Source organism: Streptomyces sp. NPDC006487 (assembly GCF_042870555.1).
Classification (GTDB): domain Bacteria; phylum Actinomycetota; class Actinomycetes; order Streptomycetales; family Streptomycetaceae; genus Streptomyces.
This window is the reverse complement of the sequence record NZ_JBIAHN010000016.1, coordinates 56,400-79,327: the sequence shown is the minus strand read 5'-3', so window position 1 is coordinate 79,327 and position 22,928 is coordinate 56,400. Positions and strand designations below refer to the sequence as shown.

General features: G+C 71.4%; 20 protein-coding genes. 5 read left to right on the top strand and 15 right to left on the bottom strand.

From position 1 onward, the window contains the following. Positions 1-11 precede the first annotated feature (11 nt). A complete protein-coding gene (locus ACFYM0_RS27440) occupies positions 12-629 on the bottom strand; it encodes a DsbA family protein (protein ID WP_388505956.1) in 618 nt (205 codons plus the stop codon). Positions 630-851: 222 nt separating this feature from the next. Here ACFYM0_RS27440 and ACFYM0_RS27435 point away from each other — a divergent pair, with 222 nt between their 5' ends. From ACFYM0_RS27435 to ACFYM0_RS27425, 3 genes are all read left to right on the top strand, one after another. Beyond that, complete coding sequence (locus tag ACFYM0_RS27435) at positions 852-1,880, top strand: methyltransferase (protein WP_388505954.1); 1,029 nt, start codon at positions 852-854, stop codon at positions 1,878-1,880. Positions 1,881-1,966: 86 nt separating this feature from the next. Next, entirely contained in the window at positions 1,967-2,398 is a 432-nt protein-coding gene (locus tag ACFYM0_RS27430; RefSeq protein WP_388505953.1) for a carboxymuconolactone decarboxylase family protein, read from the top strand. 18 nt (positions 2,399-2,416) lie between these two features. After that, positions 2,417-3,079, top strand: a complete 663-nt coding sequence (locus tag ACFYM0_RS27425) for a sulfotransferase family protein (RefSeq protein ID WP_388505951.1) — start codon at positions 2,417-2,419, stop codon at positions 3,077-3,079. A 65-nt stretch (positions 3,080-3,144) separates the two neighbouring features. Here ACFYM0_RS27425 and ACFYM0_RS27420 read toward each other — a convergent pair whose 3' ends face one another. The 13 genes from ACFYM0_RS27420 to ACFYM0_RS27360 form a co-directional block, all read right to left on the bottom strand. Beyond that, the gene (locus ACFYM0_RS27420; protein ID WP_388505950.1) at positions 3,145-5,073 is read right to left on the bottom strand and encodes a multicopper oxidase family protein; all 1,929 of its coding nucleotides are present in this window, start codon (positions 5,071-5,073) and stop codon (positions 3,145-3,147) included. A 127-nt stretch (positions 5,074-5,200) separates the two neighbouring features. Further along, complete coding sequence (locus tag ACFYM0_RS27415) at positions 5,201-6,952, bottom strand: ABC transporter ATP-binding protein (protein WP_388506209.1); 1,752 nt, start codon at positions 6,950-6,952, stop codon at positions 5,201-5,203. Positions 6,953-7,042: 90 nt separating this feature from the next. Next, a complete protein-coding gene (locus tag ACFYM0_RS27410; protein WP_388505948.1) occupies positions 7,043-7,261 on the bottom strand; it encodes a hypothetical protein in 219 nt (72 codons plus the stop codon). 87 nt (positions 7,262-7,348) lie between these two features. Continuing rightward, positions 7,349-8,266 carry an ABC transporter permease gene (locus ACFYM0_RS27405; RefSeq protein ID WP_388505946.1) on the bottom strand — a complete coding sequence of 306 codons (918 nt, stop codon included), beginning with the start codon at positions 8,264-8,266 and terminating at the stop codon, positions 7,349-7,351. Next, positions 8,253-9,056: an ABC transporter ATP-binding protein gene (locus ACFYM0_RS27400; protein WP_388505944.1), complete on the bottom strand. Its 804-nt coding sequence runs from the start codon at positions 9,054-9,056 to the stop codon at positions 8,253-8,255. Before ACFYM0_RS27400 ends, ACFYM0_RS27405 begins: the two co-directional genes overlap by 14 nt. Before the next feature lie 72 nt (positions 9,057-9,128). Beyond that, positions 9,129-10,235 (bottom strand): aliphatic sulfonate ABC transporter substrate-binding protein, encoded by a 1,107-nt coding sequence (locus ACFYM0_RS27395; RefSeq protein WP_388505942.1) that lies wholly within the window; start codon positions 10,233-10,235, stop codon positions 9,129-9,131. After that, positions 10,235-11,563: a sulfate adenylyltransferase subunit 1 gene (locus tag ACFYM0_RS27390; protein ID WP_388505940.1), complete on the bottom strand. Its 1,329-nt coding sequence runs from the start codon at positions 11,561-11,563 to the stop codon at positions 10,235-10,237. Before ACFYM0_RS27390 ends, ACFYM0_RS27395 begins: the two co-directional genes overlap by 1 nt. Positions 11,564-11,565: 2 nt before the next feature. Next, positions 11,566-12,504: a sulfate adenylyltransferase subunit CysD gene (gene cysD, locus ACFYM0_RS27385; RefSeq protein WP_388505939.1), complete on the bottom strand. Its 939-nt coding sequence runs from the start codon at positions 12,502-12,504 to the stop codon at positions 11,566-11,568. Then, positions 12,501-13,082 carry an adenylyl-sulfate kinase gene (cysC, locus tag ACFYM0_RS27380; protein ID WP_388506207.1) on the bottom strand — a complete coding sequence of 194 codons (582 nt, stop codon included), beginning with the start codon at positions 13,080-13,082 and terminating at the stop codon, positions 12,501-12,503. The genes cysD and cysC overlap by 4 nt, the downstream gene beginning before the upstream one ends. A 119-nt stretch (positions 13,083-13,201) precedes the next feature. Beyond that, positions 13,202-13,978, bottom strand: a complete 777-nt coding sequence (locus ACFYM0_RS27375) for an alpha/beta fold hydrolase (protein ID WP_388505937.1) — start codon at positions 13,976-13,978, stop codon at positions 13,202-13,204. Positions 13,979-14,297: 319 nt separating this feature from the next. Next, positions 14,298-14,846: a helix-turn-helix transcriptional regulator gene (locus tag ACFYM0_RS27370; RefSeq protein ID WP_388505935.1), complete on the bottom strand. Its 549-nt coding sequence runs from the start codon at positions 14,844-14,846 to the stop codon at positions 14,298-14,300. 128 nt (positions 14,847-14,974) lie between these two features. Next, positions 14,975-15,385: a VOC family protein gene (locus tag ACFYM0_RS27365; RefSeq protein WP_388505934.1), complete on the bottom strand. Its 411-nt coding sequence runs from the start codon at positions 15,383-15,385 to the stop codon at positions 14,975-14,977. Between the two features lie 343 nt (positions 15,386-15,728). Then, positions 15,729-16,190 (bottom strand): carboxymuconolactone decarboxylase family protein, encoded by a 462-nt coding sequence (locus tag ACFYM0_RS27360; RefSeq protein WP_388505933.1) that lies wholly within the window; start codon positions 16,188-16,190, stop codon positions 15,729-15,731. Positions 16,191-16,703: 513 nt separating this feature from the next. On the opposite strand from ACFYM0_RS27360, the gene ACFYM0_RS27355 reads away from it, so the two are divergent. Both ACFYM0_RS27355 and ACFYM0_RS27350 read left to right on the top strand, forming a co-directional pair. After that, a complete protein-coding gene (locus ACFYM0_RS27355) occupies positions 16,704-18,890 on the top strand; it encodes an MMPL family transporter (protein WP_388505931.1) in 2,187 nt (728 codons plus the stop codon). A gap of 622 nt (positions 18,891-19,512) precedes the next feature. Beyond that, complete coding sequence (locus ACFYM0_RS27350; RefSeq protein WP_388505929.1) at positions 19,513-22,182, top strand: FAD/NAD(P)-binding protein; 2,670 nt, start codon at positions 19,513-19,515, stop codon at positions 22,180-22,182. A gap of 133 nt (positions 22,183-22,315) precedes the next feature. Here the strand turns inward: ACFYM0_RS27350 and ACFYM0_RS27345 are convergent, their stop codons facing one another. Further along, complete coding sequence (locus ACFYM0_RS27345; protein WP_388505927.1) at positions 22,316-22,837, bottom strand: DedA family protein; 522 nt, start codon at positions 22,835-22,837, stop codon at positions 22,316-22,318. Positions 22,838-22,928: the final 91 nt, after the last annotated feature.

The window sequence follows — 22,928 nt, the reverse complement described above, 5'->3', positions numbered from 1 at the left end:
GACGCCGGGACTCAGACGAAGATCGGGTCCCGGGTCCGGGTGCGCTTGAGCTCGAAGAACCCGTCGGTCTCGGCCACCGCGAGCACGCCGTCCCAGAGCTTCACCGCGGCCTCCCCCCGAGGCGTGGGCGTCACCACGGGGCCGAAGAAGGCCACGTCCCCCACAGCGACGATGGGGGTGCCCACATCGGTGCCGACGCGGGCGATGCCCTCGTGGTGCGAAGCGCGCACCGCGGTGTCGAACGCGTCGGACCCGGCCGCGTCGGCCAGGGCGGGATCGAGGCCCGAGGCGGCCAGGGCCTCCGCGTAGGTGACCCGGTCCTTGGGCGCCTTCTCGAGATGGAAGCGGGTGCCGAGTTCGGTGTAGAGCCGGCCCAGCGCCCCCGGTCCGTACGTCTGCTCGGCGGCGGCGCAGACCCGTACCGGCTCCATGCGCAGGGCCAGGTTCTGGTGCCAGCGTTCGTCCAGGTCCGCGCGTCCCTCGTTGAGCACCGTCAGGCTCATGATGTGCCAGCGGATCTCCAGGGGCCGCCGCTCCGCGACCTCGAGGACCCACCGGGATGTCATCCAAGCCCAGGGGCAGGTCGGGTCGAACCAGAAATCCACCGGGGTCGGGGTGTCGTGCGCCAACGTCGGCCTCCTCAAGGCGACTGCGAGGTCGCGGTCGGCACAGCCTGACAAGCGGGGTCGGATTCCCGCTCGAGTGTTAGTAGAGGTGGGCTCCGTTCAAACGCGAGAATTCCCCGGTTGAACCCTTCTTGTCGATGATCTGAGAAAATCGGTCGGTTGCGGCGGAGAGAAGCATCGACCTATCGTCTGGAATCCGAGAAAAGACACTCTGAGGGGAAAGCGATGTCCGCATCGGCCGAGGTCCGCGACCAGTCGGATTCTTACGCGCTGCTCGAATTGATTCAGGGTGCAGTGATCACCCAGGCGATCTCCGTCGCGGCCAGGCTCGGCATCGCGGACGTGCTCGCCGACGCGCCGCTGTCCGCGGCGGACATCGCGCTGCGGGTCGAGGCCGACCCGGAGGCGACCCACCGGATCCTGCGCGCGCTGTCCGGTCACGGAGTCTTCGCGGTCCGCCCGGACGGCCGGTACGAGAACACGGCGCTGTCCGACAAGCTCCGCGAGGACGCGCAGGACTCGATGCGGAAGTTCGCCCAGCTGATGAGCCACCCCCTGCTGCACGAGGAGTGGGGCCACCTGCTCACCACCGTGCAGACCGGCGAGGCCAACCTGCCCAAGCTGCGCGGCATGAGCACGCTGGACTTCTTCCACGCGAACCACGCCTACGCCGCCGCGTTCTTCCAGGCCTTCGGCAAGGTCTCGGAGTCGGAGACCGATCCGGTCCTGGCCGCCTACGACTTCTCCCCGTTCCACACGGTCGTGGACGTGATCGGCGGCCGCGGCTACCTCCTGGCGGGGGTCCTCCAGCAGGCGCCGGACGCCAAGGGCGTGCTGTACGACTTCGAGATCGCGACCGTGGACTCGGCCTCGCTCTTCGAGGAGGCCGGCGTAGCGGACCGCTACACCGTCGAGCACGGCAGCTACCTCGGCACGCTGCCCAAGGGCGCCGATGCGTACCTGTACAAGCGCATCATCCACAACTTCTCCGACGAAGACGCCCTGACCGCCCTGCGCAACGCACGCGAGGCGATCGGCCCCGAGGGCAAGCTGCTCTGCATCGAGTACCTGCTCCCCGAGAACAACGAGCGCCACATCGGCCACACCATCGACCTCTGGCTGATGCTGATGATCGGCTCCCGGGACCGCACCCTCGCGCAGTACGACGAGCTGTTCGCCAAGGCGGGCTTCAAGATCACCAGGGCGATCCCCACCGCGTCACCGATCTCGATCATCGAGGCGATCCCGGTCTGACGGCCCCCTCTGACGGCCCCGTCCGACGGCCCCGTCCGACGTCCTCTCACCTTCCAGCGCACCGCTATCACACAGGAGAACTCTCGATGGCTCAAAGGATGGGCAACCCCTCCCTGGTCGTTCCCGGCGCCCTGCAGCCCCTGCTCGACCTGTCCGAGGTCATCGGCAAGGTCGGCGTGCCGCAGTCGACCCTCGACTTCATCCGGCTGCGCGTCGCCGGGCTCAACGGCCGGGTCTACACCTTCCCGACCGAGCCCGCGGACAAGCGCCTGCCCCTGGTGGACCAGTGGCGGACCGAGCCCTCCTTCACCGACGCCGAGCGCGCCGCCCTGGAGCTGGCCGAGGCCGTCACCCTGCAGACCGACGCTCGGAACGCGCCCTCGGACGAGGTCTGGGCGGACTCCTCCAAGCACTACACCGACGTTCAGCTCGGTGCCCTGGTCATGCACATCAGCCTGGTCAACTTCTGGAACAGGGTGAACGTCGCCACCCACCAGGACGACGCGGTCTGGCGCTGAGGAAGAGGACACATCACCGTGTTGAAGCTCATCAACGCCGGCCTCGGCCGGACCGGTACGACATCACTCCAGGTGGCCCTGGAGCGGCTGGGCCTCGGGCCCTGTTTCCACATGTTCGAGATCGTCGACGACGACGAGCGCCTCGCGCAGTGGGAGCGGATCATCTGCGACGGCGAGCGCCCCGACTGGGCCGCGCTGTACGACGGCTTCGCCTCCGCGGTGGACGGCCCCTCCACCGTCTACTACCGGCAGATCAGCGAGGCGCTCCCCGGGACCAAGGTGGTCCTCACGGTGCGCGACGCCGAGAGCTGGTACAAGAGCACGTACGAGACGCTGTACCAGTTCGCGCTGCGGACCATGGAGCACCCGCCCGAGCCGGGCTCCCGGCAGGCCCGGCTGTTCCGCGTCGTCAACGCCCTGGTCTGGGACGGCCTCTTCGGCGGCCGGTTCTCGGACAAGGACCACGCCATCGAGGTCTACCACCGGCACACGCAGGACGTCGTACGTGCCCTCGGTGCGGACAACGTCCTCGTGTACGACGTGAAGCAGGGCTGGGAGCCGCTCTGCGCGTTCCTCGGCGTCGAGGTTCCCGACGAGGAGTTCCCGCGCGCCAACAGCACCGAGGAGATGCGTCAGCGCATAGCCCAGGCGGCCGGCGCCGCCCCGGTCTCCGCCGGCTGAGCGAAGCTCGCAGCACGCCCCGCGGGCCCGCGCCGATCACCGGCGCGGGCCCGCGGCGCTGTGCGTCAGTGGTGGCCGCCCGCGTGCAGATGGACGGCCGGCGACACCACCAGGGGCCGCACCATGTGCTGCTCGTGCTCCAGCATGTGGCAGTGGTGGACGCCCCTGCCGACGACGGGGAACCGGACCGCCACGGTGACCAGCTCGCCCAGCGTGGCGTTCGGCGCGATCAGGCCGGCCGTGCCCACCCTGATGACGTCCTTCTCCCCGAGCTCGTGCGCTTCCAGCGCCCCCGCGGCCTTGAACGCGATGGGCTTGGACGAGCCGCGGGTGACCCGGTGGAACCCGGTGATGTCGTAACTCTCGCGGGACAGCACCTGGAAGTGCGACAGGTGGATGTGCATGGGGTGCGGGGACGCGGCGAGGTTGAGGTACTTCCAGATCTCCACGCTGCCCAGCGCGGCGGTGAACGTCTTGCCGTCGTCGTACGCCATCGCCGTCCTGCGCAGCGTCTTGACGGTGCCCTCGGCGTCCTGGACCTGGACGATCCCGGCGGACGGGAACGTGATCCCCGCCGGGTCGATCTCCTCCATCTCCCACAGCTCGGGAATGTTCGTCGAGCCGGGACCGACCACGACCACCCACCGCGGGGCGAGGTCGTGGGGCAGGTCGTGGTGGGTGAGCCGCTTGAACGTGGGCGAGAGCACCTCCGGCAGCACGGGCCGGCTCGCCGGGCGCTGGTCCGCGACGCGGAACTGCATCACGTCGGGCTCCAGCAGGTCGTTGAGCTTGTTGGAGGCACCGGGCGTGATGCTCTCCAGCGTGTTGACCAGTTTCAGGGCCCGCCCCCGGAACGCGCTGAAGTCGATCATCACGTCCACGCGCTCGCCGGGGGAGAGGTTGAGCGCCCCCTCGACCGTCAGCGGCTTGTCGACCAGGCCCTGGTCGGTCCCGATCACCCGCAGCGCACCCGGGACGGGCTGGCCGTCCGCCAGCAGCATCAGCCGGTAGATCCGGGAGTTCGCGCCGTTGACGATCCGGAACCGGTACCAGCGCGGCGCGACGTCCAGGTACGGCCAGACCACCCCGTTGACCAGGGTGTACGGGGCCGAGTGGGTCCGCATGAGGCGCTGCGGGCCGATCATCTCCACCTTGTGGACCAGCCGCCCGGCGAGGGCACCGGACTCGTCCACGTCGAAGTTGCGGTCGCTGAGGAACAGCGGCACGTCACGGGCGCCCTCGGGCAGGTCGAGCGCCTCCTCCTCCTCGTTGCGGGAGAGGAACATGCCCGCGAGCCCGGCATACACGCTGAAGCGGCTCACGTGGTGGGTGTGGTCGTGGTACCAGAGCGTGGTCGCGGCCTGGGCGTTCGGATAGGCCGACAGCTGCACGTCGCCCGGGCCTATGAGGTTCTCCATCCAGCCGTCGTTGCCGCCGCCGGTCAGCATGCCGTGCAGGTGCACCGCGGCCCACGGCTCCAGGTCCGACACACCGCCGACCACCTTGGTCCCCGTGGTGCCCGGGTAGTTGGTGAGCGGGTCGGGCGCACGGCCCGTGGGCGAGTCGAAGTCGACCGCCTTCACGGGGATGTTGCCCGTGAGCTGGTTCTCCCAGACGACCCGCAGCGGACGGCCGCTGACCGTCTTGATCGTCGGGCCCGGGTAGACGCCCTCGTACGTCCACATCGTCACCGGCGGCATCTCCGAATGCACGGTGACCTCGGCGGTGCGCATGCGGACGGTCAGCTCGTCATGGTCGCCGCGGTCGCGGGGACGCATCACCGGCGGGATCCGCAGCGGATCCCGGAACTTGGTCAGCTTCAGCTCGGGCGCCGACGGCTCGGGCCCTCCGGCAGTCGCGGCGGCCGCACCGTCCGACTTGAAGAAGGGGGTCGCGGTCACGAGGGCGCCCAGGCCGGCGACGGTGCCGTAGCGCAGCAGCGTGCGGCGGTTCGGCCCGGACGGCTCGAAGGTTTCGGAAGCTGTGGGATCCATTCGCCAGAGGCTAGGGGCGGCCGCTTTCGCCGGACTCGTGCTCGGCTCTAGGACGTGTCCATCCGGCAGGGGTCCGGCGCCGGCGGACGGCCCTGCCGCTTCGGCAAGGCCGTCCGGGGAGCGGGGGTCAGACCGCTATCGGCTCGCTGTCCCGGTTGATGAGCGTCGCGTAGTGGCCACCGCGCAGGATCAGCTCGTCGTGGGTGCCGCGCTCGGAGACCCGGCCGCGGTCCAGCACGATGATCTCGTCGGAGTTGCGGACCGTCGACAGCCGGTGGGCGACCGTGATGGTGGTACGGCCCACGCTCGCCGCGTCGATGGCCTTCTGCACGGCCTGCTCGGTCTGGGTGTCGAGGGCACTGGTGGCCTCGTCGAGCACCAGGATCGGCGGGTCGCGCAGGATGGTGCGGGCGATCGCCAGCCGCTGCTTCTCACCGCCGGAGAACCGGTACCCGCGCTCGCCGACCACCGTGTCGTAGCCGTCGGGCAGCAGCATCAGATAGTCGTGGATGTGGGCGATCCGCGCCGCCGCGAACAGCTCCTCGTCGGTCGCGTCGGGCTTGGCGAACCGCAGGTTGTCCGCGACCGTGGCGTGGAACAGGTACGTCTCCTGGGAGACGACCCCGACCGCGGACGTGAGGGTGTCGAAGGACAGGTCGCGTACGTCGACCCCGTCGATCGTGACGGAACCGGACGTGACGTCGTAGAGCCGCGGGATGAGGTAGCTGAGCGTGGTCTTTCCCGAGCCGGTCTCTCCGACGATCGCGAGGCTGCGGCCCGCGGGAATGGTCACGTCGACGCCGGCCAGCGTCGGCTGCTTCGTTCCCGAGTAGGAGAAGCCGACCCCCCGCATGCGCACCTCTCCCCGCAGGACGGCCGGCTCGACCGGCCGCTCCGGCTCGGCGATGTCCACGGGCAGGTCGAGGTACTCGAAGATGCGGCTGAACAGCTCGAGGGATCCCTGGATCTCGATCCCGACGGTCAGCAGCCGCTGCGCCGGACGGAACAGGCTCTGCTGGAGCGAGGTGAACGCGACCAGGGAGCCGATGGAGATGGCCATGTGGCCGTTGCTCGAGGTCAGCCCCGTGACCCAGTAGATCACCGCCGGCATGGAGGCTATGACGATCCAGATCGTGGACTGGTACCACAGGCCCGCGGTGGTGACGCGCACCTCGACGTCGGTGAGCTTGCGCGACTGCCGCGCGAAGTCGTCGGTCAGGGAGCGGGAGCGGCCCATGGTGTGGCTGAGCAGGATCCCGCTGATCGACAGCGACTCCTGCATGGTCGAGGACAGCCCGGCGAGCTGGCCCTGCCGGTCACGGGTGATGTGGCGCCGCTCGTTCCCGACGCGACGGCTCACCAGGGCGAACGCCGGAAGCATGAGCATGGACGCGAGCGTCAGCCGCCAGTCGAGCAGGAACATGGCGGTCGTCGAGGCGAGGACGATCGTCATGTCGGACAGCAGCGCCGTGGCGGTGGTCGTCACGGTGACCTGCATCCCGCCGATGTCGTTGGCGATGCGCGACTGCACCTCGCCGGTACGGGTGCGGGCGAAGAAGGCCAGCGACATCCGCTGGAGGTGGGCGTACACCGCCGTGCGCAGGTCGTGCATGACCAGCTGGCCCACCGTGGCCGACACGTGCGTCTGCCAGACGTTGAACGAGCTGGTGGTGACCGACACCACGATCATGCCGAGGGCGAGCAGCGACAGCAGCCCCAGCCTGTCCTGAGGCAGCGCCGTGTCCATGACCTCACGGATCAGGAACGGGTTGATCAGGGAGACCAGGGAGGAGGCCGCGACCAGGAACACGACGGACAGCAGCCGCCTTCTGTACGGGCGGAACAGCCCGAGGACGCGTCGCAGCTGGCCGTCCTTCATCAGTGCCTGGGGACGCGTGATGCCCGAGCTGGCGCTGCCCACCCTGGCCTCCTTCTCTATGGGGTCGGTTCCGGTCGATCCGGTTCGTGCCTACTGGAGTTGCCTGACCAGTGCCGCCCACTGGGCGAGCTCCGCTTCCGACAGCGCCGGCAGGCACGGCTGGTCATCGGACAGGGCGGTGAGTTCCTTCCATGCGTACGGGGGGTACATGCCGTTCCACGCGAACCCCGTCCACATCAGGCCTTCACCGAATTTCTTCCACAGGGATCGCAAAGCGGACCTGGGCTTCGCGCCCATGTCGATCTCCATTCGCAGAGGAACCGCCCGACGTCACCTTGTGCAACGTTGCTCAACGGACATCGGGACCGTGTCGAGTCCCGCTGGAGGACGGGCGCCTCAGCGCGCGGCCAGCAGGCCGCGGCTGCGCAGCACCCGGCGCTCCAGCGGGCTGAAGAACAGCAGGTCGATGGCGACGCCGACGACGAAGATCAGGAGGATGCCGAGCATCACACCCGGCATGTCGGAGAACTCCCGCTGGTTCTGCAGGTAGCGGCCGAGGCCGATCCCCAGCTCGGGGGAGGAGGCGATGAGTTCGGCGGCCATCAGCGCCCGCCAGGAGAACGCCCAGCCCTGCTTCAGCCCGGCCAGGTACCCGGGCAGGGCGCCGGGCAGCAGCACGTGCCGGGCTCCGCGCAGACCGCTCGCACCGAGCGTGCGTCCGGCCCGCAGGGTCAGCGGCGGCACCTGGTCGATCCCGGCGATCAGGCCGTTGGCGATCGAGGGCACCGAGCCCAGCAGGATCACGGCGTACATGGCCGAGTTGTTGATGCCGAGCCAGATCACGGCGGCCGGCACCCAGGCGACCGAAGGCAGCGACTGCAGGCCCGCCAGCACCGGCCCGATGGCGGCCCGTACCGGCTTGACCTGGGCGACGAACAGGCCGATCGGCGTACCGATCGCAACGGCCGCCAGGAAGCCCGAGACGCCGCGCCACAGGCTGGTCCAGACGATGGAGAACAGGGTGCCCTCGTCCCACAGGACCGTGAGCGAGTGCCACACGTCCGCCGGGCTCGGCAGCTTTTCGGGGCTGGTCAGGTGCATGCTGTAGGCGAGCTGCCAGGCACCGACGACCAGCACGATGCCCAGGATCGGCGGCAGCACCTTCTTCTTCAGCACCTGGCCGAACGAGGCGCGCTGCGTGTGGGCGGCCTCCAGTGCGTCGAGACCGGCTCCCAGAGTGTCGAGGCCGGCCCCCGCGCCGTCGCGGCGGACGGCGCGGTCGCCCGCCGCGGGCAGGGTGTCAGTGCTGGACATGGCGGCGGATCTCCCCACGCAGGTGCTCGGTGATTTCGGTGGACAGCGCCGCGACCTCGCGGGACTCGCCCCGCAGCGAATGCGGCAGGTCGACGCGCCATTCGCGGGCGATCCGGCCGGGACGGGACGACAGCAGGACGACGCGCTGGGCGAGGCGCACGGCCTCTCTGACGTTGTGGGTGACGAACAGGACGGTGAGCCTGCGCTGGTTCCAGATCCGGGTGATCTCCTCGTGGAGGACGTCCCGGGTGATGGCGTCCAGCGCGGCGAACGGCTCGTCCATCAGCAGCACGTTGCTGCCCTGGGCGAGCGAGCGGGCCATGGCCACGCGCTGGCGCATGCCGCCGGACAGCTCGTGCACCCGCTTGCGGTACGCGCCGCCGAGGCGGACCAGTTCCAGCAGCCGCTCGGCCTCGGGCCTGCGCTCCTCGCGCGGTACGCCCGCCAGGCGCAGCGCCAGCTCGATGTTGCGCCCCGCGCTCAGCCAGGGGAACAGTGCGTGGTCCTGGAACATCAGCGACGGCCGGGTGCCGGCCACCTCGATGGATCCGGCGCTGGGTTCGTCGAGCCCCGCCACCAGGTTCAACAGGGTGGACTTGCCACAGCCGGAAGCGCCGAGCAGGGTGACGAACTCACCCGGGGCCACGTCCAGGCTGATGTCGTCGAGCACGACCGAGGCCGCACCGGGGCGGCCGAAGGCCTTGGAGACGTGCGAGAGCCGGACCGCCGGGTACTCGTCCGTGGTCTCGACGACGGGGGCGCACTTCGGGATGGTCAGTGCCGTGGTCATTGCGGACACCTCCTGCGGGAGTGGACGGGGCGCTGCGGGGAGCTGCTGCGCGGAGCTAGCGGGTGCCGGTCGTCACTTGACGCCGAGCCCGGCGTCCGCCGCGGCGGGCCGGCCCGCCGCCGTGAGGACCTTGTTGAGCAGGGTCAGGTCGACGATCCCGGCGAGTTCGGGCTTGTCGAGCAGGCCCGCGGCGACCGCGTGGTCGGCCCCGGCCTGCAGCGTGGCGGCCAGCGGGTCGTCGATGAAGTCGATGCTTGCCCACGCGGGGTCGAGGATGGCGGGCGGCAGCGCGTTGCCCGTGTCGGCCTTGATCCGCAGGTTGGCGTCGGCCTTCGCCTTCTCCGGGTCGGCCTTGATGAAGGCGTTGGTCGCCACCGCGCCGCGCAGCACGGCCTCGACCACGTCGGGGTGCGCGGCCAGGAACTTCTGCGAGACGATGATGTTGGTGGTCACGAACACGCCGCCCGGCCACAGCGACTTCTCGTCCAGCAGGACCTTCGCACCGAGCGTGACCAGCCTGGAGGCGGTCGGCTCGGGCACCCAGGCGCCGTCGATGGAGCCGGACTTGTACGCCTCCGGCACCACCTTGTTCTCCGTGCGGAGCACATTGACGTCGCCCGCGCCGGAGGCCGGGTCCACCTTGTAGCCCTTGCCCGCCAGATAGTTCAGCAGGGCGACGTCCTGGGTACCGCCGAGCTGCGGGGTGGCGATCTTCTTGCCCCGGAGCTCGTCCAGCGAGCCGATCTTCGCCGGGTTGACCACCAGCTTGACACCGCCGGAGGCCGAGCCGCCGATGATCCGCAGGGAGGTGCCGTGCGACTTGGCGTAGCCGTTGATCGCCGAGTTCGGGCCGATCCAGCCGATGTCGATCGAACCGGCGTTGAGCGCCTCGATCTCGGCCGGGCCGGCGTTGAAGTACTGGGACTTGATCCGGGTCGATCCCAGCTCCTTCTGGAACAGGCCGTCCTGCAGGCCGACCAGAGCGGTCCCGTGCGTGAGGTTCGGGAAGTAGCCGATCTTCACGGTGTCGGCGGAGAGCTTCGCACCCGAGACGGCCTCGGTCTGCTTGGCCGGGGCGGCTTCGGCCTTGGCGCCGTAGCTGCAGCCCGAGAGGAGCCCGGCGGTCGCGGCCAATGAGGCGGCCGCCAAGGCCACGCGTCCGATCGTCTGGTGGTGCATCAGATCCAGTCCTCCTCGTTGGTTGGCTCGGCTGCGCGCCGCACGGTCTCGAAGGGCTCGCCCGCCATGCCGGCTGCGAGGGTGGTGCCGTCGGCCGGGTCGATCAGCAGGAACGAGCCGGTCCGGCGGTTGTCGGCGTAGGGGTCGAGCGAGAGCGGCTCGGCCGTGCGCAGCACGACGCGGCCGATGTCGTTGACCTGCAGACCCTCGGCGCCGGGGCGCCGTTCGAGGGTGCTGATGTCGATCCGGTACGAGATGTCCTTGACCACGGCGCGCACGGTGCGGGTGGTGTGCTTGAGCAACACCTTGGCGCCGACGTGCAGGGGGCGCTCGTTGAGGTGACAGACGCTGGCCTCGATGTCCTTGGTGGGCTCCTGGGCCGTGCCCCCGGCCGCGATCAGGTCGCCGCGCGAGATGTCGATGTCGTCGGTGAGCCGGACGGTGACGGACTGGGGCGCCCAGGCGACGTCCGTCTGCGTGCCGAGCGCGTCGATGCCCGCGACGGCGGTGGTGTGTCCGGAGGGCAGGACGGTGACGGCGTCCCCGACGCGCAGGACGCCGGAGGCGATCTGGCCGGCGTAGCCGCGGTAGTCGGGGTGCTCGGCGCTCTGCGGGCGGATCACGTACTGGACCGGGAAGCGGGCGGGCTCTTCCCTCGGGTCACTGCCGACCGGGACGGTCTCCAGGTGCTCCAGCAGGGTCCGGCCGCCGTACCAGTCCATGTTGGCGGAGGGCTCGACGACGTTGTCGCCGGCCAGCGCGGAGAGCGGGATCGCCACGACGTTCTTGACTCCGAGCGTGGCGGCGTAGGAGGTGAACTCCTCGGCGATCTCCGCGAAGACGCACTCCTTGTAGCCCACCAGGTCCATCTTGTTGACGGCGAGGACCACGTGGGGGACCCGCAGCAGGGCGGCGACCGCGGTGTGCCGGCGGGTCTGCTCGACCATGCCGTTGCGGGCGTCGACGAGGACGACCGCGAGGTCGGCGGTGGAGGCGCCGGTGACCATGTTGCGGGTGTACTGCACGTGCCCGGGGGTGTCGGCCAGGATGAACCGGCGCCGGGCGGTGGCGAAGTAGCGGTAGGCCACGTCGATGGTGATGCCCTGCTCCCGCTCGGCGCGCAGGCCGTCGGTGAGCAGTGCGAGGTCGGGGGTGTCCTGGCCGCGGCTGGCGGAGACCCGCTCGACGGCTTCCAGCTGGTCGGTGAGGACCGACTTGGAGTCGTGCAGGAGACGGCCGACCAGGGTGGACTTGCCGTCGTCGACGGAGCCCGCGGTCGCGAAGCGCAGCAGCGTGGTGGCGCTGAGCTGCTCGGTGGTTGTGGTCATCCCTAGAAGTACCCTTCGCGCTTGCGGTCTTCCATCGCGGCCTCGGACATCTTGTCGTCGGCGCGGGTCGCGCCCCGTTCGGTGAGCCGGGACACGGCGATCTCGGCGATCACCGCGTCGAGCGTGTCCGCGTCGGAGTCGACGGCGCCGGTGCAGGACATGTCGCCGACGGTGCGGTAGCGGACGAGCCGCTTCTCGACCGTCTCGCCGTCCTTCGGGCCGCCCCACTCACCGGCGGTCAGCCACATGCCGCCCCGCAGGAAGACGTCCCGTTCGTGGGCGAAGTAGATGTCCGGCAGTTCGATCTTCTCGCGGGCGATGTACTGCCACACGTCCAGCTCGGTCCAGTTGGAGAGCGGGAAGACGCGCACGTGCTCGCCCGGGGCGTGGCGGCCGTTGTAGAGCTGCCACAGCTCGGGGCGCTGGCGGCGCGGGTCCCACTGGGAGAACTCGTTGCGCAGGGAGAAGACGCGTTCCTTGGCGCGGGCCTTCTCCTCGTCGCGGCGGCCGCCGCCGAAGACCGCGTCGAACTTGTGCTGCTGGATCGCCTCGGTGAGGGGGACGGTCTGCAGCGGGTTGCGGACGCCGTCGGGGCGCTCCGTGAGCTTGCCGGCGTCGATGTAGTCCTGGACCGAGGCCACGTGCAGGCGCAGGCCGTGCTGGGCGACGGTGCGGTCCCGGTAGGCGAGGACCTCGGGGAAGTTGTGCCCGGTGTCGACGTGCAGCAGCACGAACGGCACCGGCGCGGGCGCGAACGCCTTCAGCGCCAGGTGCAGCATGACGATCGAGTCCTTGCCGCCGGAGAAGAGGACCACCGGCTTCTCGAACTCGCCCGCCACCTCGCGGAAGATGTGGACCGCCTCGGATTCCAGCGAGTCCAGGTGCGTCAGCGCGAAGGGGTTCCCCGACGCCTCGATCAGGCGATGGGTCGCGGTCGTCATGCCAGGCCCCTCTCGGTCAGGAAGGTGTGCAGCTCTGCTGCGGAATCGGCCACCGACCGGCCCTGCGTCTGGACGCGCAGCTCCGGGTTCTCGGGTGTCTCGTACGGGTCGTCGACGCCCGTGAGGCCGGAGATCTCGCCGGCCGCCTGCTTGGCGTACAGACCCTTCACGTCGCGCTGGGAACAGAGCGTGACCGGGGTGGCCACGTGGATCTCCAGGAACGGCGTGCCGGCGGCGGCGTGCCGGGCACGGACGGCGGCGCGGGATTCGGCGTACGGGGCGATGACCGGTACCAGCGTCTTGACGCCGTGGGAGGCCAGCAGCCCGGCCACGAAGCCGATCCGCTGGACGTTGGTGTGCCGGTCCGCGCGGTTGAAGCCCAGGCCGGCCGAGAGGAACTCGCGTATCTCGTCGCCGTCGAGCACCTGGACCTCGTGCCCCTCGGCGCGCAGGCGCTCGGCGAGGGTGAAGGCGAGAGTGGTCTTGCCCGCGCTGGGCAGCCCGGTCAGCCACACGGTGGCGCCGCGCTCGCTGGGGGCGGCGGCCGGGGCCGCCTCCGCGGTGTACCGGGCGGCCAGGGTGTGAGCCGTGGTCACGGTGGTGTTCTCCCGGGAGGTAGATGACGGACTTTCAGGGATGGGTCGAGCACGTCCCCCGTGCCGCAGGGCATCGGCGCGGGCAGGGACGACGGGACCTTTCAGGCGCCGGCGAACTCGGCCAGCGTCCGGCCGAGCACGTCCATGTCGATCCGGTGCCAGGATCCGGAGAGTTCGAGGCCCCGGCCGTTGGGCAGGGCCGCCGCGGTCGCCTGCGCTGCCGCACGCAGCCAGGCGCTCGTGTTGTCGCTGTTGAGGACCAGCGTCTCGGTCTGGAATCCGGCGAGCGGGCCGGCCGGTACGGTGAAGTCGCCACAGATCTCGACGTCGTACGACAGCGTGTGCGCGTTCGCCTCGTTCATCGCCCAGATCGGGCTCCTGCGCCACTCCGCGACGTTGTCGGGGGTGAGGCCCAGGACGGGGCCGAGGAAGTACTCGGCCGCCTCGTCGCGCCGGTTGCCCTCCAGGAGGACCTCGAGCGTCCGCGCGGCGTTCCACGGGGGCTTCGGGAAACCGTCGACCCGGTAGAACGGCTCGTGGAGCGCCAGCTTGGTGATCGGCGTGCCCGTGAGTGCTGCCTGGATCGCCAGGTTGGCGCCCGTGGACCCGGCGAACACGGCCGCTGATCCGCCCGCTTCCTCGATCACCGCCTGGAGATCCTCGATCTCCCGCTCGACGGCGAACTCGGGGGCGTCACCGCTCTGGCCGCGCCCGCGGCGGTCGTAGGCGTACACGGTGCAGTGCCGCGCCAGCTCGGGAACGAGCTCGGAGAAGATCGTGTGGTCGCGGAAGGCACCGTTGAGCAGCACGAGTGGGGGGCCTTCGCCCGACTTCTCGTAAGCGATCGTCGTGCCGTCCCGCGAAACGACCTTGAGCATCACGCACTCCTCATGCCGACCGGAGGTGATCTCACCTCGCCCTGTGTCTGCAGCTTCGAGTGCGTCGATGCATCACCGGTCGAGAACCGATAGCGGCCCGCTTGCGCCGCCTGCCGTTTCCGGCGGCGTCCGGAGGGAGCCGTACGGCTGCCGCGGCGGCCTCCGCCGCAGGTCCGGGGCTGGGAGGGCTCCTCGCGGACGAACGCGGACGGCCGTTCTCCGGGCTTCGAGGCGGCGGGCAACGAAGCGCTGAGGAACGGCCGTTGTGTATGAGTGTTCCTGCCGGAACACCCGCGGGCGGGGCGCCGGGCCGGGGCGATTACCCCAGGGGCCGCGCGGAGGCGGGGGCTTCTCGAACCCTGACCGGTCTCGAGACCTGCTTCGCCACGCACGCCGGCATTCCCTCCACCTTGATCGCCGGTCCGGCACCGCGGGCCGCACCCGCGGCATCGGCGGCATCGGCGGGGTCGGCGGGGTCGGCGGGGTCGGCCGCCGCACCCGCCGCCTGGCGCCGGAAGGCCCCGGGCGGCATGCCGACCAGCTCGGTGAACCGGGTGGTGAACGTGCCCAGCGACGCGCAGCCGACCGCGAAGCAGACCTCGGTGACGCTGAGGTCGCCGCGCCGCAGCAGCGCGATCGCCCGCTCGATGCGACGCGTCATCAGGTAGGAGTACGGAGACTCACCGTAGGCGGCCCGGAACTGCCGGCTCAGGTGACCGGCGGACATGTCCACAAAACGGGCGAGTGCTTCCACGTCCAGGGGCTGCGCGTATTCCCTGTCGATCCGGTCGCGGACGCGGCGCAGCCGCGCGAGGTCGGCCAGACGCTGTGCCTGGACGCGTGCACGCCGCCATTCGGGCTTGCACATGAGAAGCCTCCCCTTGTCCTTCGTCTTCGGTCTGCCCCGTACACGCGAAGACGTAGCTCGTGCGCCGCCGCGTTCCTCATGGGTGGTGGCGGTGCCGGCCCGCACGGCCGCACCGGCACGCGCACCGCTCAGCGGAGTTCCTGGATGCGGACCAGGTTGCCCGCCGGGTCGCGGAAAGCACAGTCGCGGATGCCGTACGGCTGCTCGGTCGGCTCCTGCACGACCTCGGTGTCACCGGCCTGCACCTTCTCGAACGTGGCGTCGACGTCCGGGGTGGCCAGCAGGATCCATCCGTAGGTGCCCTTGGCCATCATCTCCGTGACCATGCGGCGCTCGTCCTCGGTGATGCCGGGATCGGCGGCGGGCGGTGTCAGAAGGATCGAGGTGCCCGGCTGACCGACGGGGCCGACCGAGATCCAGCGCATCTTGCCCTGGCCGACGTCGCTGCGGACCTCGAAGCCGAGGAGGTCGCGGTAGAAGGCGAGCGAAGCGTCCGGGTCGTCGTGCGGCAGAGAAGCAGTGTGAATGGTGAGGTCCATGGCAAGCAGGCTAGGGGCGACCGCGCGGACCGAACTTCTCGATTCCTGATCGGCCGCCGCCTGTCGCCGCCGGCCCGGCACGCCGTGACGTTCACGGGGGATGTCACGCGGAGCGCACCCGCTCCCCGCGACAGATCCCCCGGCACCCCCGTCACAGCGGCGACCGGCCACGGGCGCCGGCCGTCAGGAACGGCGCCGCACCGGTACGGGCTGCCTCTCGCCCCCCCCCGTAGTCAAGGGCCCCGCTTCGCGGACCGGGCCCGCCGGCACCGGCGGCCGCGATCCGTGGGGCCCTCGTGGCCGAGGACGGCCTCGCGGCCGTCCTGTCGGCCTCCGGGGCGTCCTAGCCCCAGTTCTGGCCCGCGGGCTCCTCGATGGTGGCGTTGATCCGGTTGAAGAAGTTCGTCGTCGCGATCATGAGGAGGATCGCGGCGAGCTGCTGCTCCGTGAAGTGGTCGGCGGCCTCGTCCCAGACCGCGTCCGGCACGGCCTGACCGCTGCGGTCGGCCAGCCGGGTGGCGGCCTCGGTCAGTGCGAGCGCGGCGCGCTCGGAGTCCGTGAAGAACGGGGTCTCGCGCCAGGCGGCGACGGCGTGCAGACGCTCGTCGGTCTCCCCGCCCTTCTTGGCGCCCGTGACGCCGCCGTGGACACAGGCGCTGCAGCCGTTGATCTGGCTCGCGCGCAGGTGCACCAGATCCAGCGTGCGCGGTTCGACACCGCCCTGGTGCATGGCCTTGTAGAGGTTCTGAATGCCGGTCATGGCGTCCGGCAGAAGCTTGGCGGGGTTCTGCATACGAGCCTTCATGGGTGCTCCCTCAGGGGTGTTTGCCGTCCTTCACAACACTGACCGAGCCTGCCCTACGGATGTGACCGGCGAACGGCCAAAAGCATGCGGCCGACGGAGGGCCCCTCTGGCGACCAGCGCAATTAAGCGGGCCTCGAGCGTGCCCCTGTCCTTCTTCGAGGGATTCTCGAGCGCTTCTGTGCCACCTCTCAGCCGATCCACCAGCGCGTTTCCACCCCGACGCCCACCCGCCCCGGCACTCGGTCGTAAGGACCGCTCGAGGGGATCGACCGCGACGACGAGGTGCGCGACCGGGCCCGGTCCGCCGCCCGGCGGCCCCGTACGCCAGGGCGGCCTCGCGGCACTCGAGTAGGTAATCAGCCAGAACCGGAGCGCCATAGGGCGAGGGAGCCAGGGTTCAAGCCAACTCGAGGGGGGCTCCACCAGGACTCCACCCCTCTGGTGAAGAACCTTTGTATAACCAGTTCCGTCCGAGCCCCCGCTCCACGGCTCCTGACCCTCAGCGAGAGTCACATGACGACCCAGACCCCGGCACCATCCTCCACGGAAACGGAACCACCGCCCGCTTCTTCCCCCACCGTTGCGAGCCGGTACGCGGCCTTCGTCGCCGGCCGGCGCTCCAAGTGGGTCGTGCTTGTGCTGTGGTTCCTGCTGATGGGCATCGGTGGCTCGCTGGCCGCCGGCCTTGCAGACGTACAGGACAACGACCCTGAGACCTGGCTGCCGTCGAGCGCGCAGTCGACCAAGGCGGTGCAGCTCGCGGAGCAGTACTTCGCCGACAAGGACTCCAGCTCCGCAGTCATCGTCTACGCCCGCGAGGGCGGCCTCACCCCGGCGGACCTGTCCAAGATCGACGCCGATCGCGCCCTGCTCGGCGACAAGGTGGCCGTCGGCGAGGTCTCCCCCGCCGTGGTCTCCGAGGACAAGGTCGCGGCGTTCGTGAGCGTTCCGCTGCGCACCTCGCCCAGCGACAACAAGGTGCTCACCGACAAGGTGGAGGAAGCCGGCAAGCTCACCTCCGAGGGCGCCCCCGCCGGTCTCGACGTCAAGATCACCGGCGAGGCCGGGAGCATCCGCGACTTCGCCGAGGTCTACTCCGGCATGGACGGCGCCCTGCTGGGCGCCGCGCTCGCCGTGGTGGCGCTGCTGCTGCTCGTGACCTACCGCAGCCCGGTGCTGTGGCTGATCCCGCTGATCGCCGTGGGGCTGGCCAGCCAGGTGGCGAGCGGCGTGGTCTACCTCCTCGCCAAGCACGCGGGGCTGGTGGTCAACGGTCAGAGCGCCTACGTCCTGATGGTGCTGTCCGTGGGCGTGGGCACCGACTACGCCCTGCTGATCATCGCCCGCTACCGGGAAGAGCTGCACCGGCACGAAGACCGCCACACGGCGATGGCGCTGGCCGTGAACGGCTCGCTGCCGGCTCTGGCCGCCTCCGCCGCGACCGTGGCGGTCGCGACGCTGTGCCTGGTGTTCGGCAGCATGAACAGCACCAAGGGTCTGGGACCGGTCGTCGCCATCGGCGTCGTCCTGGTGTTCTTCGCCATGACCTCGCTGCTTCCGGCACTGCTCGTGATCCTGGGCCGCTGGGTGTTCTGGCCCGTCAAGCCGCGCGTCACCGCGGGATACGACCCGAACTCGGCGCAGGGCCACGGCAAGTGGGCGAAGATCGCCGGAGCCGTCGGACGGCGCCCGCGCGCCGTGTGGATCGGTACGGCGCTGGTGCTGGGCGTCATGGCGCTGGGCATCTTCGGCGTGCAGACCGGCCAGACCCAGGCGGAGCAGTTCACCGGCAAGGTCGACTCGGTCACCGGCCAGCAGCTGCTGGCCAAGCACTTCCCCGCGGGCTCGTCGGCTCCCGCCGATGTGTACGTCCGTGACGCCGGGGCCGAATCCGCGGCGGCCACCGTCGCCAAGGTGCCCGGTGTGTCCTCCGTCGGCACCCAGGTGGCCAAGGGCGGCTGGACGCACCTGACCGCGGTGCTCCGCGACGCTCCGGACTCCGCGGCCGCCAAGGACACCATCAAGGACATCAGGAAGGCCCTGGACGGCTCGACCGGTCCGGCAGCCGACGCGATCGTCGGGGGCCAGACCGCCGTGGCGCTCGACGTCTCCGAGGGGCAGAGCAGCGAGGAGAAGCTGCTGATCCCGCTGATCCTCGCAGTGGTGCTGGTGATGCTCCTCATCCTGCTGCGGGCGGTCATCGGATCGCTGGTGCTGCTCGTGTCCGTGGTGCTGTCGTTCGCGGCGGCCGTCGGCACGGCCTCCCTGCTGTTCCACGTACTCGACCACGCGAAGATCGACCGCGGGCTGGTGCTGTTCGGCTTCATCTTCCTCGTCGCGCTGGGTGTCGACTACACCATCTTCCTGATGACACGCGCCAAGGAAGAAGTGCAGCTGCGCGGGCACCGCGAGGGAATCCTCACCGCGGTGACGGTGACCGGCGGCGTCATCACGTCGGCGGGCGTGGTGCTGGCTGCCACGTTCCTCGTCCTCGCGGCCATCCCCACGGTCAGCGCACTGCAGCAGGGGCTGCTGGTAGCGGTCGGAATCCTCCTCGACACGTTCCTGGTACGCAGCCTGCTGGTTCCGGCGCTGGCACTGGACCTGGGGCCGCGCTTCTGGCGGCCGGGCCTGCCGGCACTGGAGGCGGCGCCCCACGAGTCCGGCAAGAGCCGGGCCGACGTCCCGACCTCCGTCTGAGATCGCGGTGTGACGCCGTAGGTCACCGGATGTACTGATCCGCGGTTCTTCCCAGTACGACGCAGGCGGCCGTTCCTCACGCTTCGAGGTGTCAACCAACGAAGCGCCGGGGAGCGGCCGCCTGCGTCTGCGCGCCCTTCCCCGGGCGAACGCCGTCCCCCGCCGGCCGGCCCCCCGGCCGTGGCGTCGACACCCCCGGCCGCGGCGTCCACACCGCCGGCCGCGGCGTCCACACCCCCGGCCGCAGCGTCCACACCGCCGGCTGCGGCGAGCCGAAGCGGATCCCGGCCCGACGCCGCCCGGACCCGCATTCCGGGGCGCGCGCGACGTCCTCACGCCCGTCGCCCCGGCCCGCGCGACGGCCTCACGCCCAGCGCCCCGGCCCGCGCGACGACCCGGTGCGTTTCGGCCAGTGGGCCGCGTCTCCCGCCCCCACCGGTCCGCGGTGCCCCGGCTCCGGATCCGGCCCGCGTCGACCGGTGTTTGAGCGGCTCTCGAGCGCCGGGTGGGATTCCTCTAAGGACAACACCTTTTCCTACTCACTCGGTTGGAAAAGCGCGCACGACCCGAAGGCGGAGCTCCGTTCCACCGGCCCCGCCGCCGAACACTGCCGGAGGATTACGTGAGTCCAGTCCGTGAGCGGTACACGGTGGCCGTCGTCGGTGCGGGTGCGGCCGGCACGCTGACCGCCGTCCACCTCTGTGAGATGGCCACCCGCCGCCGAACCCCCCTCGACGTGGTCCTGATCGACCCGGCCCCCGAAGCGGGCCGCGGCACCGCCTACGCCACCCGGGACCCCGCGCACCGCCTCAACGTGCCCGCGGGCGGCATGAGCTGTTACCCCGACGACCCCGGCCACTTCGCCCGGTGGCTCTGCCGCCACGGCGAACCCACCGTCACCTCGGCCGACTTCGCGACCCGCTACCGCTTCGGCGCCTATCTCGCCGACACGCTCGCCCAGGCCATCGTCCGCGCGCACGGCACCGTGTCCGTCCGGCGGCTGACCACCCGCGCCGAGCACGTCGCCGGTGCCCCGGACGGCGGGGTGACCCTCCGGCTCGCCGACGGCACGCGGCTCGACGCCGACAGCGCGGTCCTGGCCACCGGCCCCGCCGCCCCGACCGCGTCCTGGGCCCCCGCGCAGCTGCGCGCCGCCGCCCGCTTCATCGCGGAGCCCTGGACCCCCGGCGCACTGGACGGACCCTGCGCCGACAACAGCGACGTCCTCCTCGTCGGTACCGGCCTGACCTCCGTCGACCTCGCCCTCACCCTCGAACGCCCCGGCCGCACGGTGCACGCCGCGTCCCGCAACGGCCTGCTGCCCCAGCCGCACGCCCTGACCCCGGCCGGCCCCATGCCCGCCCCCGAAGGCCTCTACGACGCTCCCTTCGCGCAGCTGCGCCGCACCGTCTACCGCCACGTCGCCCGCGCCGTGCGCCTGCACGGCGACTGGCGCCCCGCGCTCGACAGCCTGCGCCCGCACACCGCGCACCTGTGGCGCCGCCTCACCACCGAGGAACGCGCCGAATTCATCAAACGCGACGGTGCGTTGTGGAACACCCACCGCCACCGCATGGCGCCCGACACCGGCGAGTCCGTCCTGCGCGCCCGCACCGCGCGCCGGCTCGCCGTCCACGCCGGCGCCGTCACCCGCGCCGACGTCCGCGCCGACGGATCGCTGGACATCGGGCTCTCCGGCGGGCGCGACCTGCACGTGGGCTGGGTCATCGACTGCACGGGGCCGGGCCCGAGCCTGCAGGACCCCCTGTGGCGCTCCCTGTCCGAATCCGGCACCGCCGTGCCCGGCCCGCTCGGCATGGGCGTCGCCACCCTCGACGGGCGCCTGCTCGACGGGCAGGGGGCCACCCCCCTGCCCCTGTACACCCTCGGCGCCCCCCGCCGCGGCGAGCTGTGGGAGACCACCGCCATCCCCGAGATCCGCGTCCAGGCGGCCGCCCTCGCCCAGGAGCTGCTCGCACCGCTCACCCCCCGGCGCCGCACCACGCGCCGCCCGCTCGACGGACACGGCCTCGGCCTGTCCACCCACGCCGAGGCCGCCGCCGCCTACCGCACCGGACTCGACCGGATCCTGAAGGTCCGCTCGGGCGCCGAGGACTCCCTCAGGCGCGCGGTCGCCCTCGACCCCGGCTTCGCCCTCGGGCACGCGGCCCTCGCCCTGCTGGGACACGAGTGCGGAGCCGCCGTCGACGTACCCCGGGCCCTGGCGGAGGCACAGCGCTGCGCCCGGGAGCGGGCGTGCGAACGCGAGCGTTCCTTCGTGGAGGTCGTCACCCGCCGCGTCCACGGAGACGAAGGCGACGCGGCCCTCGCACGGCACCTCGAGCGCCACCCGGCCGACGCCCTCGCCCTCGCCGTCGCCGTGCCCACCATCGCCTTCTCCGGCGTCGACGACCTCGACGACGACTACGCGCTGCGGCTGGTCGAGCGAACCTCCTCCGCGTACGACGGCCACTGGTTCCACACCTCCCTGCTGGCGTTCCTGCGCCAGGAGCAGGGCCGCCTGCACGAGGCCGGCGAGCTGGCCCACCGTGCCCTGGCCGTCGAGCCCGCCTCCGGGCACGCCGTGCACGCGCTCGCCCACGTCCACTACGAGACCGGCACGCACGGCGCGGGCCGCGACTGGCTGGAACGGTGGATCGCCGGGCGGGGCCGCGGAGCCGTGCACCGGGCCCATTTCTCCTGGCACATCGCCCTGCACGAACTGGCCCTCGACGACCCCGCCGCCGTCCGCAAGCGCTGGTTCACCCAGCTCTCCCCGGGCCGGGTGACCGGCGTACGGGCCCTGGTGGACTCGGGGTCGCTGCTGTGGCGCGCCCGGCTCAGCGACAGCTGGCGCGGCGACCTGCCCGTCGCGGACGTCCTGGACGCGGTGGAGGCGGACATCCTGGAACGGCCCGCGACCGCCTTCACCGCCCTGCACTGCGCCATCAGCCTCACCGCCGTCGGCGACCTGGCCGCCCTGCGCCGGCTGCGCGACCACGCGGCGTCCGCCGACGAGGTCCAGCGCGAGGTCATCGCCCCCCTGTGCGACGCGTTCGCCGCGCTTGTCGAGGAACGCTTCCGGGACGCCGCCCGCGGCCTCGACGCGCTCCTGCCCGTGCTGCGCCGGGTCGGCGGAAGCGCGGCGCAGCGCGAGGTGGTCGAGGAGACCCTGCTGTACGCGCTGACGGCGGACGGCCGCTGCGAGGCGGCGGCCCGCATGCTGGACGCCCGCCTGGAACGCACGCAGGCCCCCCGGGACCGGAGGATGCGGGCGGGCCTGCCGGGCTGAGGCCGGCGGGCCCGCCCGCGGACGGTGTCCCCCCGTCCGGTTCCCGGCGGACGGGGGACCGGTGGATGGGGGACCGGCGGACGAGGGACCGGCCTTCGAGGAAGGGGACGGTCCCGGCCACGGACGCCGGGCGTCACAGCAGCGGCAGCGGCGCGTGTCCCAGCCCGTACCCGGCGAAGACGAAGGCCGACGCCCACACCGCGCTGCTCAGCACCGTCCACACCAGGTACGGCCGCAGCGGCATCCCCGACATCCCGCACAGCGTCGGAACAAGCGTGCGCAGCACCGCCGTGAAGCGGCCGACGAACACGGCCCGCCCGCCCCCGCGCTGCACGAGCGACAGCGCACGGTCGGTGTGCCCCGGCCGCAGCAGCCGGCGCGGGATCCGCTCCAGCAGGCGCGTGTTCCACCGCCGCCCGGCCGCGAACCCCACCGCGTTGCCGAGCACCCCGCCCGCCAGCGCCATCACCAGCGCCGCGTACAGCGGCACCCGGTCGCTGCCGGCGAGCATCCCGCCCATCACCACCGCGGTCTGACCCGGCAGCAGTGCGCCGAACAGCGGCAGCGCGGACTCCAGCGCGGGCAGCAGCAGCACCGCGGCCAGCACACCCCATGTCCCGAACACCAGCGTGTGTTCGGCCAGCCAGTTCGTCATCGCGGACCCCCTCTCAGCGTCCCCTCCAGACAACCGCGTACGGCGCCGCCGATCACGACCCCTGGGCCGAGTCCTGAGGTAGGGCTGGCCA

Excerpts from the sequence above, each read along its gene's own strand:
- ACFYM0_RS27360 (WP_388505933.1), bottom strand. The coding sequence starts at position 16,190 with ATGAAGGCTCGTATGCAGAACCCCGCCAAGCTTCTGCCGGACGCCATG.
- ACFYM0_RS27370 (WP_388505935.1), bottom strand. The coding sequence starts at position 14,846 with ATGTGCAAGCCCGAATGGCGGCGTGCACGCGTCCAGGCACAGCGTCTG.
- ACFYM0_RS27405 (WP_388505946.1), bottom strand. The coding sequence starts at position 8,266 with ATGTCCAGCACTGACACCCTGCCCGCGGCGGGCGACCGCGCCGTCCGC.
- ACFYM0_RS27345 (WP_388505927.1), bottom strand. The coding sequence starts at position 22,837 with ATGACGAACTGGCTGGCCGAACACACGCTGGTGTTCGGGACATGGGGT.
- ACFYM0_RS27435 (WP_388505954.1), top strand. The coding sequence starts at position 852 with ATGTCCGCATCGGCCGAGGTCCGCGACCAGTCGGATTCTTACGCGCTG.
- ACFYM0_RS27365 (WP_388505934.1), bottom strand. The coding sequence starts at position 15,385 with ATGGACCTCACCATTCACACTGCTTCTCTGCCGCACGACGACCCGGAC.
- ACFYM0_RS27395 (WP_388505942.1), bottom strand. The coding sequence starts at position 10,235 with ATGCACCACCAGACGATCGGACGCGTGGCCTTGGCGGCCGCCTCATTG.
- ACFYM0_RS27390 (WP_388505940.1), bottom strand. The coding sequence starts at position 11,563 with ATGACCACAACCACCGAGCAGCTCAGCGCCACCACGCTGCTGCGCTTC.
- ACFYM0_RS27430 (WP_388505953.1), top strand. The coding sequence starts at position 1,967 with ATGGCTCAAAGGATGGGCAACCCCTCCCTGGTCGTTCCCGGCGCCCTG.
- ACFYM0_RS27355 (WP_388505931.1), top strand. The coding sequence starts at position 16,704 with ATGACGACCCAGACCCCGGCACCATCCTCCACGGAAACGGAACCACCG.
- cysD (WP_388505939.1), bottom strand. The coding sequence starts at position 12,504 with ATGACGACCGCGACCCATCGCCTGATCGAGGCGTCGGGGAACCCCTTC.
- ACFYM0_RS27375 (WP_388505937.1), bottom strand. The coding sequence starts at position 13,978 with ATGCTCAAGGTCGTTTCGCGGGACGGCACGACGATCGCTTACGAGAAG.
- ACFYM0_RS27410 (WP_388505948.1), bottom strand. The coding sequence starts at position 7,261 with ATGGAGATCGACATGGGCGCGAAGCCCAGGTCCGCTTTGCGATCCCTG.
- ACFYM0_RS27400 (WP_388505944.1), bottom strand. The coding sequence starts at position 9,056 with ATGACCACGGCACTGACCATCCCGAAGTGCGCCCCCGTCGTCGAGACC.
- ACFYM0_RS27420 (WP_388505950.1), bottom strand. The coding sequence starts at position 5,073 with ATGGATCCCACAGCTTCCGAAACCTTCGAGCCGTCCGGGCCGAACCGC.
- ACFYM0_RS27415 (WP_388506209.1), bottom strand. The coding sequence starts at position 6,952 with ATGAAGGACGGCCAGCTGCGACGCGTCCTCGGGCTGTTCCGCCCGTAC.